Annotated in this window: 10 protein-coding genes, 1 tRNA gene and 2 pseudogenes; 9 read left to right on the top strand and 4 right to left on the bottom strand. The window is 66.1% G+C overall.

Translation table 11 applies throughout. The features are described 5' to 3' along the window. The first annotated feature begins 110 nt into the window (after positions 1 to 110). Complete coding sequence (tgt, locus tag QVN30_RS01735; protein ID WP_289835202.1) at positions 111 to 1,250, top strand: tRNA guanosine(34) transglycosylase Tgt; 1,140 nt, start codon at positions 111 to 113, stop codon at positions 1,248 to 1,250. Between the two features lie 240 nt (positions 1,251 to 1,490). On the opposite strand, the gene QVN30_RS01740 is transcribed toward tgt, so the two are convergent. Beyond that, positions 1,491 to 2,888 carry a DUF2252 domain-containing protein gene (locus QVN30_RS01740; RefSeq protein ID WP_289835204.1) on the bottom strand — a complete coding sequence of 466 codons (1,398 nt, stop codon included), beginning with the start codon at positions 2,886 to 2,888 and terminating at the stop codon, positions 1,491 to 1,493. A 244-nt stretch (positions 2,889 to 3,132) separates the two neighbouring features. On the opposite strand from QVN30_RS01740, the gene QVN30_RS01745 reads away from it, so the two are divergent. Further along, the gene (locus QVN30_RS01745; RefSeq protein ID WP_087199755.1) at positions 3,133 to 4,146 is read left to right on the top strand and encodes a sugar-transfer associated ATP-grasp domain-containing protein; all 1,014 of its coding nucleotides are present in this window, start codon (positions 3,133 to 3,135) and stop codon (positions 4,144 to 4,146) included. Between the two features lie 217 nt (positions 4,147 to 4,363). After that, the gene (locus QVN30_RS01750; RefSeq protein WP_289835205.1) at positions 4,364 to 5,158 is read left to right on the top strand and encodes an LOG family protein; all 795 of its coding nucleotides are present in this window, start codon (positions 4,364 to 4,366) and stop codon (positions 5,156 to 5,158) included. Between the two features lie 56 nt (positions 5,159 to 5,214). Here the strand turns inward: QVN30_RS01750 and QVN30_RS01755 are convergent, their stop codons facing one another. Together QVN30_RS01755 and QVN30_RS01760 are read right to left on the bottom strand one after the other, a co-directional pair. Next, positions 5,215 to 6,210 (bottom strand): radical SAM protein, encoded by a 996-nt coding sequence (locus tag QVN30_RS01755; protein ID WP_289835258.1) that lies wholly within the window; start codon positions 6,208 to 6,210, stop codon positions 5,215 to 5,217. 60 nt (positions 6,211 to 6,270) lie between these two features. Further along, positions 6,271 to 6,729 (bottom strand): annotated as a pseudogene (locus QVN30_RS01760) (GNAT family N-acetyltransferase); the annotation flags it as partial. Between the two features lie 364 nt (positions 6,730 to 7,093). Between QVN30_RS01760 and QVN30_RS01765 the strand changes: the two are divergent. The 4 genes from QVN30_RS01765 to proB all read left to right on the top strand — a co-directional run bounded on the left by QVN30_RS01765 (position 7,094) and on the right by proB (position 11,093). Next, positions 7,094 to 7,166, top strand: a tRNA-Ala gene (locus tag QVN30_RS01765). A 634-nt stretch (positions 7,167 to 7,800) separates the two neighbouring features. Next, positions 7,801 to 8,190: a hypothetical protein gene (locus QVN30_RS01770; protein ID WP_289835207.1), complete on the top strand. Its 390-nt coding sequence runs from the start codon at positions 7,801 to 7,803 to the stop codon at positions 8,188 to 8,190. 77 nt (positions 8,191 to 8,267) lie between these two features. After that, on the top strand, positions 8,268 to 9,767 hold the full coding sequence (locus QVN30_RS01775; RefSeq protein WP_087199747.1) for a nicotinate phosphoribosyltransferase: 1,500 nt from the start codon (positions 8,268 to 8,270) through the stop codon (positions 9,765 to 9,767). A gap of 201 nt (positions 9,768 to 9,968) precedes the next feature. Next, entirely contained in the window at positions 9,969 to 11,093 is a 1,125-nt protein-coding gene (gene proB / locus QVN30_RS01780) for a glutamate 5-kinase (protein ID WP_289835208.1), read from the top strand. Between the two features lie 118 nt (positions 11,094 to 11,211). On the opposite strand, the gene QVN30_RS01785 is transcribed toward proB, so the two are convergent. Continuing rightward, a complete protein-coding gene (locus QVN30_RS01785; protein ID WP_289835209.1) occupies positions 11,212 to 12,633 on the bottom strand; it encodes an alpha/beta fold hydrolase in 1,422 nt (473 codons plus the stop codon). A gap of 117 nt (positions 12,634 to 12,750) precedes the next feature. On the opposite strand from QVN30_RS01785, the pseudogene QVN30_RS01790 reads away from it, so the two are divergent. Both QVN30_RS01790 and QVN30_RS01795 read left to right on the top strand, forming a co-directional pair. Then, positions 12,751 to 14,052, top strand: a pseudogene (locus QVN30_RS01790) (glutamate-5-semialdehyde dehydrogenase); the annotation flags it as partial. A 150-nt stretch (positions 14,053 to 14,202) separates the two neighbouring features. Beyond that, on the top strand, positions 14,203 to 15,156 hold the full coding sequence (locus tag QVN30_RS01795) for a carbohydrate kinase family protein (protein ID WP_289835210.1): 954 nt from the start codon (positions 14,203 to 14,205) through the stop codon (positions 15,154 to 15,156). Positions 15,157 to 15,213: the final 57 nt, after the last annotated feature.

Genomic DNA, 15,213 nt, shown 5'->3' on the forward strand with positions numbered 1-15,213 from the left:
AAGCCAGCCGTATCTTCGGAATTGTGGAGGAGCGGGCGATAGGGATTCATCCCGCATATGTCACCATAGTAGAATGGCTGGTCGAAGCATCGCTGTAACAAGGAGGCCTCATGGACCAGAGCCTGTTCACCTACGATATCGTCGCCGAGGATCCCAAGACGCATGCGCGCGCGGGCATCCTGCACACGCCGCATGGCGATATCGAGACGCCCATCTTCATGCCGGTGGGTACCAAGGCCAACGTTAAGGGCATCCCCACCGAGACCGTGCGTGCGCTCGGTGCGCAGATCGTGCTCGCCAACACCTACCACCTGGCCATGCGCCCCGGCGAGGACCTGATCGATGAGCTCGGCGGCCTGCACACCTTCATGAACTGGCACGGGCCGATCCTGACCGATTCGGGCGGCTTCCAGGTGTTTTCCCATGGCGACGCCGTCAAGCTGACCGATGACGGCGTGCGCTTCATCGCAACCGACTACGACGGGTCGCATATCTTCTGGACGCCCGAGGACAATATGGCGATCGCCCAGAAGCTCGGATCCGACATCTGCATGCAGCTCGACCAGTGCCCGGGCTATCCGGCCACGCGCGCCTACGTCGAGCGTGCCGTGGAGCTCTCCAGCATGTGGGCGGAGCGCTGCTACGCCGCGCACTCCCGTCCCGACCAGGCGCTTTTCGGCATCGTGCAGGGCGGCATGCATCTCGACCTGCGCCTGCGCTCCCTGCGCCATCTCGAGGAGTGCGGAGACTTCCCGGGCTACGGCATCGGCGGCTATTCGGTGGGCGAGGACCACGAGACGATGTTCGAGTCGTTGACGCCGCTTGCGTCCGAGTACATGCCCAAGCACAAGCCCCGCTACCTCATGGGCGTGGGCAATCCCACGACGCTGGTGCGCGGCGTCGGGATCGGCATCGACATGTTCGACTGCGTGCTGCCGACGCGCACCGGGCGCATGGGCACGGCGTTTTCTCACGAGGGCCGTCTGAACTTCCGCAACGCGCGCTTTGCTCGCGACGCGGGGCCCATCGACCCGCAGTGCACCTGCCCGGTGTGCACCGGCGGCTACAGCCGTGCGCTCATCCGCCACATGGTGACGCAAAAGGAGATGCTCGGCGGCATCCTGCTGTCGATGCACAACATCTATTTCCTGCTCGACCTCATGCGCCGTGCGCGCCAAGCCATCATCGACGGCCGCTATGCCGAGTTCCAGCAGGAGTGGATGGACAGCCCCGCCGCCCAAGATTACTGATCGATATTTCCCGAGGAGGGGACCGATCAGCTCGCGCCTTCCTCCTCGGGATGGGGGCGAAGAGGGGCCGATGACATAAAACGGGCTGTTTGGCACGCTAAAGGGGGTCTGTAAAAGGAGTTAGCGTGCCAAACGGTCCGCTCTGTGTCACCTGCCCCCGCGTCGTTCTTCGCGGAAGACGCGGGGGCGCGTTTGGGCGAGGGCGCCGCCGTGTGCGGAAATGAATCGATCGATGTCTCGCTAGGAGAGCAGGCGTTCGCAGAAGAGCCGGTAGTCGGCCTCGTTTTGGTCTGCGTAGGCCTGCGAGAACTCCCAGAGTGCATCGTCGAAGGCGTTTCCGTCTCCCAGATACGCCGCGATGGCCACGCCGTCCCCGGTGCGCGCGTGCGCGTGCGCGAGCGCCCAGGCGCACAGGCGCGCCGTGCTGGCAAGGCCCTCCTCTCCGATCTTCTCGAGGTCGATCGAGCCTTTGCCGTTCCACAGCTGGCGCACGTAGTAGTCGCGCGTGCGGCCGCAGGGAAGCTCGATGCCCGTCCATCCGAGCAGGATGTCGCTGGTCGATTGGATGAGCTTCTGCCCCTGGACGACGCGCTCGCCGTGGGACGAGAACGGGGCGGCGCGATAGAACCGCTCGACCACCGACGCCCCCGCTTCCTTGATCTGCAGAACCAGCGGATCGTCTCGGTCCTTGCCGTGCAGCAGCGCCACCCAGGCGCGGGTTCCCACGCTGCCCACGCCGACGACCTTGCGCGCGATGTCGTCGGGACGGTACCGGTTGACCAGGCAGCGCTTGTCATACGAAAGGTTATCGAGATAGCTGGCGTACAGCGCTCCGATGCGGCGGGCCACTTCGGCGCTGTCGGCCCCTTCGAACCGGCCGAGGTCGTCGAGTGGGACGAGCTCGGGCGGCTCGCTGAGAAAGCGCATCGTCCCGTCCTCGCGGCAGCGGGCGAGCCTGTCGGCCGCCCGGACGTTGTCCTTTGCGCGCGCCTTCTCTATGGCGCGGCGGAGCGTCTTGCTCTGCTTGCCGTTGAGCTCCTCCTCAAACTGGCCGACGGTCTGCTCGACGTCGAGATGCGCGTACCAGATATCGAGCTCGCGCATCTCGGCGAAGCGCGCCATGTTCTTGCGGTACGCCTTGGCGCAGGCGCGCACGGCATCCTCTCGCTCCGACGGGTCGAAGCCTCGGTCGCGCCCGCAGATCTCGACGCTCGCGGCGAGGCGCTTGATATCCCATTCCCACGGGCCGGGAGCGGTCTCGTCGAAATCGTTGATGTCGAAGACCAGGTGCCTGGTGGGGCTCGAGAAGATCCCGAAGTTCGCGATGTGCGCGTCGCCCACGCACTGGACCTCGATGCCGGTGCTCGGCGTGCTCGCCAGGTCGTGCGCCATGATGATGGCGCTGCCGCGATAGAACGTGAAGGGGGAGGCCCCCATGCGCTCGTAGCGCAGCCCGATGAGTTCTTGGACGCGCTCGGAGGACTGCTCCTCGATCAGGTCGATGACCTCGTCGCGGTGCTCCTCGACAGTCCAGGCCCCGTGCGAGGAGCGGGGGCATGCCTCGCGCGCGGCGCGTCCGCGCTCGCGGCGGGTGAGGTCGTCTCCGCGCTGGCGGCGGTCGGGTGTCGTCTTGGGCATGGCGGGCTCCTTTCTTCTGGGAGATGCCGGTCGGCCCTGCGCACCCGTCGGCGCCGTACCGGGCGCGCGGACACCTGGCCGATGGTCCCCTCGGCATCATTGTTGCACGTCATCGTTGCAGTGTGATTGCGCTTTTCAATCATCTGTGGAGGGGTCCCATATTACGGCTCTCCATGCAAGGCGGTGTGCGAGCTGAGCTATACTCAACAAGCTATTGATTTGCAGATCTGAGGGAGGGGCCGGCATGGGTCGTCTCGGATATATCTTTCGCTGTATCGCCCATATGGATTACGGTGCGCTGTTCGATACGGTGAGCCGCGTGCACGAGAAGAGCCGCAAGAATCGCGCCTGGCTGTTCTTCGATATCGTCAAATGCGGCTTCAAGTTCGGCGCGGGCTATAAGGACTACGACCTGCTCGAGTTCTACAACATGGACGATGCCCACCGCGCGACCTTCGTGACGCGCGGCGTCAACAACACCATCGTGCGGATGCTGAACGACCCCGAGTACTACCACTGCATCGACGACAAGTTCGAGTTCTACACCAACTTCTCCGACTACCTGCACCGCGGGTGGCTGCACTTCTCGGCTTGCCCCAAGGAGGACTTCATCGCCTTCATGGCCGATCGCGACCAGATCATGGCCAAGCCGAGCGACAAGTCCTGCGGCCAGGGCGTCGAGAAGCTCAAGAAGGCGGATTTCGATTCGCTTGACGCCATGTACGACTACCTGAAGCGCGCCGATATCGACCTGGTCGAGGACGTTGTCGTCCAGCATCCCGCCATGGCCGCCATCAATCCCGGCTCGGTGAACACCATCCGCGTCTATACCATCCTGGCCGACGGCGAGCCGCACGTGATCTACGCGTGCATCCGCATGGGCAACTCCGACCGACCGGTGGACAACATCAACGCGGGCGGCATGTACTCGGTGGTCGACCTGGAGACCGGCAAGATCGCCGGGCCCGCCTGCGACAAGAACTACCATGTCTACGAGCGCCATCCGCGTACGGGTACCCTGTTGACCGGCTACCAGATCCCGCTGTGGGACCAGGTCATGAGCCTGTGCCTCAAGGCGGCGACGCGCATCCCGCAGATGGGTTACGTGGGCTGGGACGTGGCCATCACCGAGGACGGCCCGCTGTTCATCGAGGCCAACAACCTGCCGGGACATGACGCCTTCCCGCAGATGCCCTCGCAGGCGCCCGACCATATCGGATTCAAGCCCGAGTTCCAGAAGTACCTCAAGGGACTGTAGGGAAACACCGAACAATTCGGGAGCAGATCGCCCCGATCCAAATGCAAATTGGGGGACGTACCTTCCGCGTGCATTTTTGCACGCGGAAGGTACGTCCCCCAATTTGCACCGCCCGCGGGGAGCGGCGCGCACTATTTCACGGGCGAACGGGGAATACTGCTAATAAGGTGCCCATCCGGCACCTTCATCTGTTGAACCCGACGCAAGGAGCCGCCCCATGTCCGATGACGACATCCGTCCCGATTCCTCCCAAGCCGATTCTGCTTCCGGCGTTTCGCACGCCCCGCTCGGCAACACCTACCACAAGGGCCCGGTCATCCTTCGCGGGCAGATGATTCCGAGCGAGACCACGACCGGGAAGCTCCTGGCCTCTGAGGAATCCACGGACTGGCTCCACATGGACCCGTGGCGCGTCATGCGCATCCAGGCGGAATTCGTCGACGGATTCGGCGCCCTGGCCGAGCTGGGCCCTGCGGTCTCCGTGTTCGGTTCCGCGCGCACGCCGCGCACCGACCCCATGTACAAGGCGGCGCGCCAGGCAGGAAGGCTCATCGCGGCCCGCGACGTCGCGGTGATCACAGGCGGCGGGCCGGGCATCATGGAGGCCGCCAACCGCGGGGCGGCGGTGGCGGGCGGCACGTCGGTCGGCTTGGGCATCGAGCTGCCTCACGAGCAGGAGCTCAACGCCTGGGTCAACCTGGGCATGACGTTTCGGTACTTCTTTGTGCGGAAGACCATGTTCGTGAAGTATTCCTCGGGCGCCATCGTGTTCCCCGGCGGATTCGGCACGCTCGACGAGCTCTTCGAATTGCTCACGCTCGTGCAGACCCATAAGGTCAAGCGGGTTCCGGTGGCTCTTGTGGGCACGCAGTACTGGCAGGGCCTGTTTGACTGGATCACCGGCACCGTGCTCGAAGAGGGCAACATCTCGCAGCTCGATCCCTCGCTCATGCAGATTACCGACGATGTCGAGCAGGCGGTGGACGTGGCCGTGTCGGGCATCGCGCGGTAAGGTTCGGCGCCGTGACCGCGCGAAGGCGGCCGACACGGAGCGGATCGATCGGCGTGCTACGCCCGCGGTAGGATGGGCCCGTCTGCCGCCCTGAGGACGCCCGTCGTGTCGAACGCGGGCGTGAAGCTTTCGCTCACGGCTCCGCCTTCCTGCCAGAAAACCGTGCTGAAGCCCAGGTCGTCGGCGTGGTCGAGCACCATCTCGTACTCCTCGTCCGTGACGGCGCGCGCCATGGCGCCGCCATCTGTGCGCATCCGCTCGTTGGGGGTGTATTGGTTCATGACCGAGATGGGCATATCGCCCGCAGCGTTCCATATGAGGTCAAGCACGCGGCATGAGTCGTCTGCGTGCCCCGGCAGCACGAGATGGCGCACGATGATGCCCTGCTGCATGATGCCATCCTCGTTGTAGACGACGCCGCCGCGCGCGGCAACCTGCGCCGCCATGCGGGCCAGGGCGCGTGACGCCTGCTCGGGATAGTCCGGTACGTGGGAGAGCTCCCGGCCCAGCGAGGCGTCTGCGTACTTGAAGTCGGTAAGCCAGATGTCCACGATGCCGTTGAGCTCCCGTACCGCCTCGGTGCGCTCGTATCCGCTCGTGTTGTATACGATGGGGATGTGGAGGCCCCGGGCGCGCGCGGCCCTGAGGGCGTCGGGCAGCAGATGCGCAAAGTGCGTCGCGGTCACCAGGTTGATGTTGAGCGCGCCCTGGTCTTGCAGCTCGAGCATGATCTCCGCAAGCCGCTGCTCGGGCACGTCGATGCCGAAATTGCCCGTCGAGATCTCGTGGTTCTGGCAGTAGATGCATTTGAGGGGACATCCGCTGAAAAAGATGGTGCCCGATCCCGTCTCACCCGATATCGGAGGCTCCTCCCATAGGTGGAGGGCGGCGCGGGCGAGCCTGAGGGTGGACCCTGCGCCGCACACGCCGGTTGCGCCGGCGGTGCGGTCCGCGCGGCAACGGCGGGGGCAGAGCTCACATGAAGCGAGCGAGGCGGGCGCCAGCAGCGTGCGATCTGCGTTCGGGGTGGGGTCGCCCAGATCGAGTTCCATCAGGTGGGCGGGAAGCATGAGCCCGCCGCCGTAATCGAGCGTGAAGACGCCGTGGTCTGTAAAGCCGCAGGACGCGTAGAGGTCGACAGCCGGCTGATTGTGGGCGATGACGTCGAGGCGGATGGAGCGCATGCGTCGTGCGCGCGCCGTGCGGATCGCGGCGTTGACGAGCGCGGCGCCGATGCGACGGCCCCGGGCGGCGGGATCGACGGCAAGCAGGTGGATGCAGGCGATGCGGTCCGCGGGTTCCGCGATAAGCCAGGGGACCAGATCGTATTGAGGGTCCTGGCTCGTGTCGAGAACGAAGGCACCGAGGATTGCGCCGCTTGCGTCCTCAGAATCGTCCACAGCGATAAAGAGGTCGCCTGCCTCGATGGCCGCGGACAGATCGTTGGCGGTCGGGTGGAACTCCATGTCCCAATGGGCGTTGTAGGGGGAGGTGCGCGTGGCGTGCACAACGCGTTCATACACATGGATTACCGGTGTGCTGTCGGTTGGTACGGCGGGGCGAACGATCATACGAAAAACCTCTTCACATGAAAAAAGCGCCGGTCAGGCGCTTAAAGAGCCTTGATACAGGCGTGTGCTTCCATCTTCCACCACACATCGATACAAGTCAAGACTGGTAATGCGAACGGCGTGCTTTATGATAAAGATGTCCCGCCCCACGCGGAGCAACTGGGTGAACCGTCGAGTTTATTTAGGGAGCCCACACAGTCGCGCCTAGTACAGGTATCCTTCGTTGTTAAGGACGCTGGAACGGACGATGAGGGCACCCACCTTGTAGAGGTGGGTTCATTTTCGTGAAGCGTGGGGCGGCCCATTTTTTGCCAAGTTTGTTGTTGACAGCGAAGATTTGCTTGCTATCATAAACACTTGTCTCGGGGACGTAGCTCAGCTGGGAGAGCGCTGCCGTCGCATGGCAGAGGCCGAGGGTTCGATTCCCTTCGTCTCCACCCTTGATTCGCCAAGAGCTCCTACGCAGGTAGGAGCTCTTTTTTGTTGCCCGTTGAGGGGAATCGAACCCCGTTCGGGGCGCGGAGCGCGTGAACGGCGGAGCCGTTCGCCGCGCAGCGCGCGAGGCCGCGCCAGCGGCCGAAGCGGATGCGGCCGCGCAGCGGACGCGGATTCCCTTCGTCTCCACCCTTGATTCGCCAAGAGCTCCTACGCAGGTAGGAGCTCTTTTTCGTTGCCGCCGCAGGGGAATCGAACCCCGTTCGGGGCGCGGAGCGTGTGAACGGCGGAGCCGCATCTCCGCGCAGCGCGCGAGGCCGCGTACGCGGCGGATTGATGGTACGCTATAGGAACGCAGCCTCATCCACGGTACGCTATAGGAACGCTTTCGGGTGAAAAACGTGCCTATACCGTACAGTCAACAAGGCAGCGTTCCTATAGCGTACTTTCGATTCGGACCGATCCATGGGGCGTGCGATGGGATGCGCGTGAAAAGTGCCCCCAGGGCGGGTCTCAACCGACATCGGCCATCCAAATCAGCGCGTCCCTACGCGAACACCTCAGATGGGAAACGGGTATACTTCTGCAGATATACCAGTCCCGGTTGTCCGGATGATATTGAATCGGAGGCCTGTCATGGCCGATCAGAATAGCACCCCGCTTACCGACGAGGAGCGCGCCGAGCTCGAGGCCCTGCGCGCGGAGAAGGCCGCCCGCGAGGAGGCCGAGCGCGCCCGCAAGGAGCGCGCCGAGCTCGAGGCCCTGCGTGCGGAGTCCAAGAAGGCGGAGCAGGCCGAGTCCGCCCCCGCCCCCGCACCTCAGCCGAAGAATCAGGCACCGGCCCCGCGCCCTGCCGACCACGAGCCCCGCACGTTCGGCCAGCGCATGGTCATGACGCCCGAGGAGACTGACGACGACGGCATTCCCAAGATGCCTCCCGCCCAGAAGATCATCATCCTTATCGTCATGGTGTGCTTCATCGGCGGCGGCATCTACATCTGGCTTTCCAATTCCGGCCTCATCTAGCAACAAATAAGCCGCTGCGCGCCGGCAGCGCCCGCCACAAGGCGCACATGCGCGTTCATCACGGTAAAGGAGCAATCATGGCTTTGACAGATGCGTCGCGCCCGACCGATATCACGATGCTCACCGACCTGTATGAGTTGACGATGGCCCAGGGCTTTTGGGAGAACGGCAAGCAGGACGAGCAGGCGTGCTTCACGGCCTTCTACCGCGATCATCCTTTCGGCAGCGAATACGCGGTGATGTGCGGTTCGGCCGAGCTCGCTGACCTGGTGGAGAACTTCCGCTTTACCGATGAGGACATCAGCTACCTGGCGAGCCTGTCCGCACCTGCCGGCGGCAGCCTGTTCAGCCCCTCGTTCTTGAACTACCTGCGCGATTTCAGGCCCCATGTGGACATCGACGCGGTGCCCGAGGGCGAGCTGGTGTTCCCGCGCGAGCCCATGGTGCGCGTGAGCGGCTCCATGTTCGAGTGCCAGCTGCTCGAGACGGCGCTGCTCAACACGATCGGCTTCGAGACGCTCGTGGCCACCAAGACGGCGCGCGTCGTCGCGGCGGCCAAGGGAAGGCCGGTCGCAGAGTTCGGCCTGCGCCGCGCGCAGGGTCCCGACGGCGGCATGGCCGTCGCGCGCGCAAGCTACGTCGCGGGCTGCGCCTCGACCTCGAACGTGCTCGCGGGACGCAAGTACGGCATCCCCGTGTCGGGCACGCATGCGCACAGCTGGGTCATGACGTTCGATTCCGAGCTCGAGGCGTTCCGTGCCTTCGCGAGCTCGAGTCCCAAGAACTGCACGCTGCTGATCGATACCTATGACGTGCGCGAGGGCGTCGAGAACGCCATCGTCGTGGCGAAGGAGATGGAGGCGCGCGGCGAGCGCCTGGCGGGCATCCGCATCGATTCGGGCGACCTGGCCAAGCTCTCGGCCTATGTCCGCAACCGTTTCGACGAGGAGGGGCTCGACTACGTCAAGATCGTCGTGTCCAACGACCTGGACGAGTACACCATCCAGTCGCTGCTCAACCAGGGCGCGCCGGTCGACAGCTTCGGCGTGGGCACCAAGCTCGCGACCTGCTACGACCAGCCCGCGCTCGGCTGCGTCTACAAGCTCGCCGCGCATCGCGCCTCGGCCGATGACCCGTGGACGCCGGTGCTCAAGCTCTCCGAGCAGCCGTACAAGCGCACGATTCCCGGCATCCAGAAGGTCCGCCGCTATGTGGACGAGACGGGTAGCCCGGTGTGCGACATGATCTATGACGAGTCCTACATCGAGGGCGACGGCACGACGCTCGTGGCCGTGAACGACGCGGCGCTCGTTACGAGCGTGCGCGACCTTTCGTACCATGAGCTGCTGCAGCCCGTGGTGCGCGACGGCGCCGCCGCGGCTCCCCGCGAGTCGATCGAAGCCGCCCGCGCGCGCTGCAAGGACGCGCTCGATGCGCTCGACCCCGTGTACAAGCGCTTCCTGTACCCGCAGTCCTACATGGTGGGCATGGAGCGCGGCCTTGCCCGCGTGCGCGACGAGCTGGTGCGCGAGCGCATGGCGGCGAGCAGCTCTGCTATCCCGTGGAAGCGCATCTAGGGAAACGCTGATCTGTTCATTCCGCGCCGGTCGGCCCCGTGGCGGGCGCCGCGAGAGTAATCGATCAGCGTTCCCCGAGCTGGACGAGGAGACGACAGGGCGGCTCTTGTCGACGTGGGCGGATGAGCGCTTGTCCGCAAGACGGCGGGAGCCGCCCTGTTCCTGTGAACACCCAATCCCCGTGTCAACGAAAGGCATGTCATGACCTCTGATCGCAAGACCATGGTCGTCAAGATCGGATCCTCCACGCTGGTGGGGGCCGATCGCGCGCTGCGTCGCGACTTCATCGCCGATCTTGCCCGGCAGGCCTCCGAGCTCGCCGACGCAGGCTGGAACCTCGTCGTGGTGAGTTCGGGCGCCATCGCGTGCGGCGCGCCGGTGCTCGGCTTTGCATCCAAGCCCACCGACATGCCGAGCCTGCAGGCCTGCGCCTCGGTGGGGCAGTGCGTGCTGTCGGCCGCCTACGACGAGGAGTTCCGCGCTCGCGGACTGCTCACCTCGCTCGTGCTGCTCACGCGCCACGACACGGCGCGCCGCAACTCCTACCTGCACGCGCGCGACACGCTCACCCGCCTCGTCGAGCTCGGCGTCGTGCCGGTCGTGAACGAGAACGACACGGTCACGGTCGACGAGATCCGCTTCGGAGACAACGACACGCTCGCGGCGCTCGTGAGCTGCCTGGTCTCTGCCGACCTGTGCGTCACGCTGTCCGACATCGACGGGCTCTACACGGCCAACCCCATGGAGGACCCCACCGCCGCGTTCATCCCGCGTGTGGAGAAGATCGACGCCGGCATCATCGCGTCGGCGGGCGATTCCTCCACATCGGTGGGAACGGGTGGCATGATCACCAAGATCCGCAGCTGCCGCATCCTCATGACGGCGGGCATCGCGAGCGTCATCTGCTCGGGTTCCGAGCCCAACGTGCTCGTTCGCCTCGCTGCGGGCGAGCAGGTCGGCACGCTGTTCGTGCCGCCGGTGGAGCGGCTGGACATCGCCCCGCGCAAGCTGTGGATCGCGCTGGGCGACTCGACGCATGGCAGCGTGACGGTTGACGCGGGCGCTGCGGATGCGCTCGTGCGCCGCGGGTCGTCGCTGCTGCCGGTGGGCATCACGCAGGTCGAGGGGGCATTCTCGGCGGGCGACACGCTCGACGTCCGCGACGAGCGCGGGCTCACCATCGCGCGCGGCCTCGCCCAGGCGGGCTCCGACGAGCTCAAGCTCGCGGCCGGTCGGCACCAGGACGAGATCGCGTCAAACCGCCTGCTGGCGGCACTTGCCGGCAAGCCGGCCATCCATCGCGACGAGATGATCGTCTTCGCGTGATGGCAAAGGAGGCGGCCGGCGCGTCCGGACGTCTGACATGAAAGCGCGGCGCCGCCCTCGACGTCTTTGGGATGTCGAGGGCGGCGCCGCGGCGTATTGGGGGAGGCTGCGGGCGGTCCTATCTCGTGCGGCCGTGCAGATGCCCCGCGTCGCGCGCCTCCTCGTACAGGTGGCGGAACACGCGGTCGCCGTGCAGGCCGTCGTGTTCGAACTCGTTGGTGACCCAAGGGTGCGCGTTGCCGACGCGCGACAGCGTGTCGAGCTGCAGACCGGAGTCCACGTACATGTCGTCGAAATAGACCGCGGCGTGCAACGGCACCTCGTTTTGGGCCAGACGCACCGGGTTGTACACGGGATCGAACTCGATGTCCTCCATGAGCAGGCCGACGGCGTCGGCGAAGGGCCTGAGCTCGGGCATGTCCTCGAACATCCAGGGGAAGCACGCCTCGCCGGTGAACATCAGCGGCCGGGCGTCCGCATCGAATTCCGCGCGCTTGCCCTTCTCGACGGCCGCGGCCCACCGGATGGGGGCGCAGGTCCCGTCCGCGTAGATGAGCTCCTGCAGGGTCCAGTACAGCGGGTTGGTGCGCGTGGTCGTGCGGTCGAGCACGCCCATGAGGAAGCCGTCGGAGAGCGCGGGCTCGCTGCCGACCGTGCCGTCGCCCTGCTCGAAGGCGGTGTCGAACAGCCAGTGCATGCGCTCGAAGCTCGGCTTCATGCCGAAGTCGCTGCCCAAAAGCTGCAGCCGCTCGACCGTGAGCGGGCTGCCGTCGGGCAGCGCCACATCGCATGCGGCAACGATGTCGGCAACGGCGGCGACGCGCTCGACATCGCCCGGGTAGCGCTCGTAATACTGGCGGGTCTTGGCCGCCATGCGCGGGAACGTGTGCTCGTAGACCTCGGCGGCGCTGGCGGGAACATGCGGGATGCCGCCGCAGGTGAACGACGCCGCGATGCCGGTGGGGTAGCTCGACAGGTACGCGAGCGTGATGAACCCGCCGTAGCTCTGGCCGAGCGTGGTCCAAGGTTTGCCGCCGAATTGCGTGAGGCGCAGGTACTCGAAGTCGCGCACGATGGACGGCGCGAGGAACCGCTTGAGGTAATCCGCCTGGGTGCGCGCCGGGTCGGCTCCGGATGCCTGGGCGCGCCGCGCCAGCTCCGCCATGGTCTGCCCGCTCACCCGGGAGCTGCGGCCCGTGCCGCGTTGGTCGGGAAGGACGACGCGGTAGTGCTTGACCGCCTCCGCGATCCATCCGTCGCTGGTCGGGGAGAGCGGGCGAGGGCAGGCGCCGCCCGGTCCGCCCTGGAAAAAGACGAGCAGGGGCAGGTCGTCGTTCACATGCTCCGGCGCGCACACGACGCGGTAGAACAGCTTGATGGATTCGGGGGCGCCGGGGATCTCCGCCGGAAACGCGCCGACGCGCATGGTCATGCCCATGGCGAGCAGGGCGGGTTCCAGCCCGCGCCAATCGAGCGGGACGTCGATGCTGTGGTCCTCGACATACAGGCCGGGGACGTAGTAGCTTGCAAGCTGGGCCATGCGGACTCCTTTTGTACGGACCGTTAACCGCGCGGGATGCGGCCGGCGAGAGGTTCTGACAGGGTAAACTGTACGGTATCGAGATCCATTGTAGGGCGATAAGCGCCGAACACACGCGATCGGAGGTGCCCTATGGCACAAGATATCAGGGAGTACGTCGAGCAGCTTGCGCGCGCCGCCAAGGAGGCCTCGCGCTCGCTCGGCTTTGCCGACAACGAGAGCCGTCAGGCCGCGGTGCGCGCCATGGCCGCCGAGCTGCGCAGCAGGGCGGATGAGATCTTGGCGGCGAACGCCCGGGACATGGAGGCGGCGAAAGCGGCGGGGACGAACGCCGGCCTGCTCGATCGCCTGCTGCTCACGCCCGAGCGCATCGAGGGCATGGCATCGGGGCTCGAGAAGCTCGCGGAGCTGCCCGACCCGGTGGGACGCGTGCTTGAGCATCGCACCATCGACCAGGGGCTCGACCTGAAAAAGGTCAGCGTGCCGCTGGGGCTTGTCGCCATGGTGTACGAGGCGCGCCCCAACGTCACGGCGGATGCGGCGGGCATCTGCATCCGCACCGGAAACGCCTGCATCCTGCGCGGCGGCTCGCTCGCGCAGCATTCGTGCGCAGCCATCGCGCACGCGCTCGCCGACGCCGTCGAGGCGTGCGGCTTCGCGCGCGAGGCCGTGACGATCATCGAGACGACCGACCGCGAGGCGACCGGTGCGCTTATGAGCCTGCGCGGCATCGTCGACGTGCTCATCCCCCGCGGAGGGGCAGGGCTCATCCAGCGCTGCGTGCGCGAGTCGCTCGTCCCGGTCATCGAGACGGGCACGGGCAACTGCCATATCTACGTGCACGAGAGCGCCGATTTCGCCAAGGCGCGCCCCATCGTCATGAATGCCAAGACGCAGCGCGTGGGCGTGTGCAACGCGTGCGAGTCCCTGCTGGTGGACGAGTCGATCGCGCGCGCGTTTTTGCCCGGCATGCTGGGCGAGCTGGCGAATGCCGGCGTGCTCATCCACGGCGACGAGACGGCGTGCGCGGTCTGCCGCGACCTCGGGCTCGTCGAGGGGGAGGGCTTCGTGCCGGCGACCGAGGACGACTGGGGCCGCGAGTACCTGGCGCTTGAGATCTCGGTCACGTGCGTCAGCGGGCTTTCGGAGGCGATCGCCCATATCAACCGCTACGGCACCATGCACTCCGAGGCCATCGTCGCCGAGGACGAGGCCGCCTGCGAGCGCTTCCTGCGCGAGGTCGACGCGAGCTCGGTCTACGCCAACGCGAGCACGCGCTTCACCGACGGCGGGGAGTTCGGCCTGGGCGCCGAGATCGGCATCTCCACGCAGAAGCTGCACGCGCGCGGACCGTTTGCCGCCGAGGCGCTCACCACCTACAAGTACCTGGTCCGCGGCTGCGGCCAAGTTCGTCCTTAGTTATGCGGCCGAATCTGCCGAAAGGGTCCTTCGGCCAGCATCTGTCCCAGAAGAGGCCGTCTGGTCTAGCATCGGTGCATATCGTTGAGATGCGCGCAGGGCTATGATGAGGCTGCCGATGTTTTGCACAACTATGAGGAGGCATCACCCATGTACGACGTGACCGCGTTGGGCGAGGTTCTGATCGATTTCACCGAGGCGGGGACATCCGAGAACGGCATGTCGCTGTTCGAGCGCAACCCGGGCGGGGCGCCCGCGAACGTCCTCGTGGCGCTCGAGCACCTGGGGCACGACACCGCGTTTATCGGCAAGGTGGGCACCGATATGCACGGCGTCTTCCTGCGCGAGGTGCTCGAAGGCGAGCGCATCGACTGCACGGGTCTCATCAGTGACCCGGACTGCTTCACGACGCTCGCGTTCGTCGGGCTGTCTCCGGCCGGCGAGCGCACGTTCTCCTTTGCGCGCAAGCCGGGTGCCGATACGCAGCTTGCCCCCGAGGAGCTTGCGCGCGAGGTCATCGCATCCAGCAAGGTGTTCCATGTGGGCTCGCTGTCGCTGACCGACGAGCCGGTGCGCTCGGCGACGCACGCCGCGATCAAGCTCGCGCGCGAGGCGGGGTGCACCCTGTCCTACGACCCCAACTACCGCGCGAACCTGTGGCCGTCCGCCGAGGTCGCAACGGAGCATATGCGCAGCATCGTCGCCGACATGGACCTCATGAAGATCTCTGACGAGGAGTGCGCCCTCATGACGGGCATCTCCGACCCGGTTCAGGCCTCCGCCCTGCTGTTGGAGAGCGGGCCCAAGGTCGTGGCGGTCACGCTCGGCGGCTCCGGCGCGCTCGTGCGCACCGCAGACGGCGTGCGGGAGGTGCCCGGGTTCCCGGCGAAGGTCGTGGACACCACCGGCGCCGGCGACTCCTTCTGGGGCGGATTCCTCGCGGCGTTCGTGGAGAACGGTCGCGCGGCGGGCGATGTGACGGTCGAGGAGGCGGCGCGGTTCGCCCGCATGGGCAACGCCGTGGCCTCGCTGTGCGTGCGCAGCCGTGGCGGCATCCCGGCCATGCCGTCGCGCTCCGATGTGGAGGCCCTGCTCACCGCGTAGCCTGCACGGGAGGACCGCTTCGCTTGCGCGGGAGGACCGCCGAAATCGACCCTCAAA

It is taken from the genome of Collinsella ihumii (assembly GCF_030385545.1).
GTDB classification, from domain to species: domain Bacteria; phylum Actinomycetota; class Coriobacteriia; order Coriobacteriales; family Coriobacteriaceae; genus Collinsella; species Collinsella ihumii.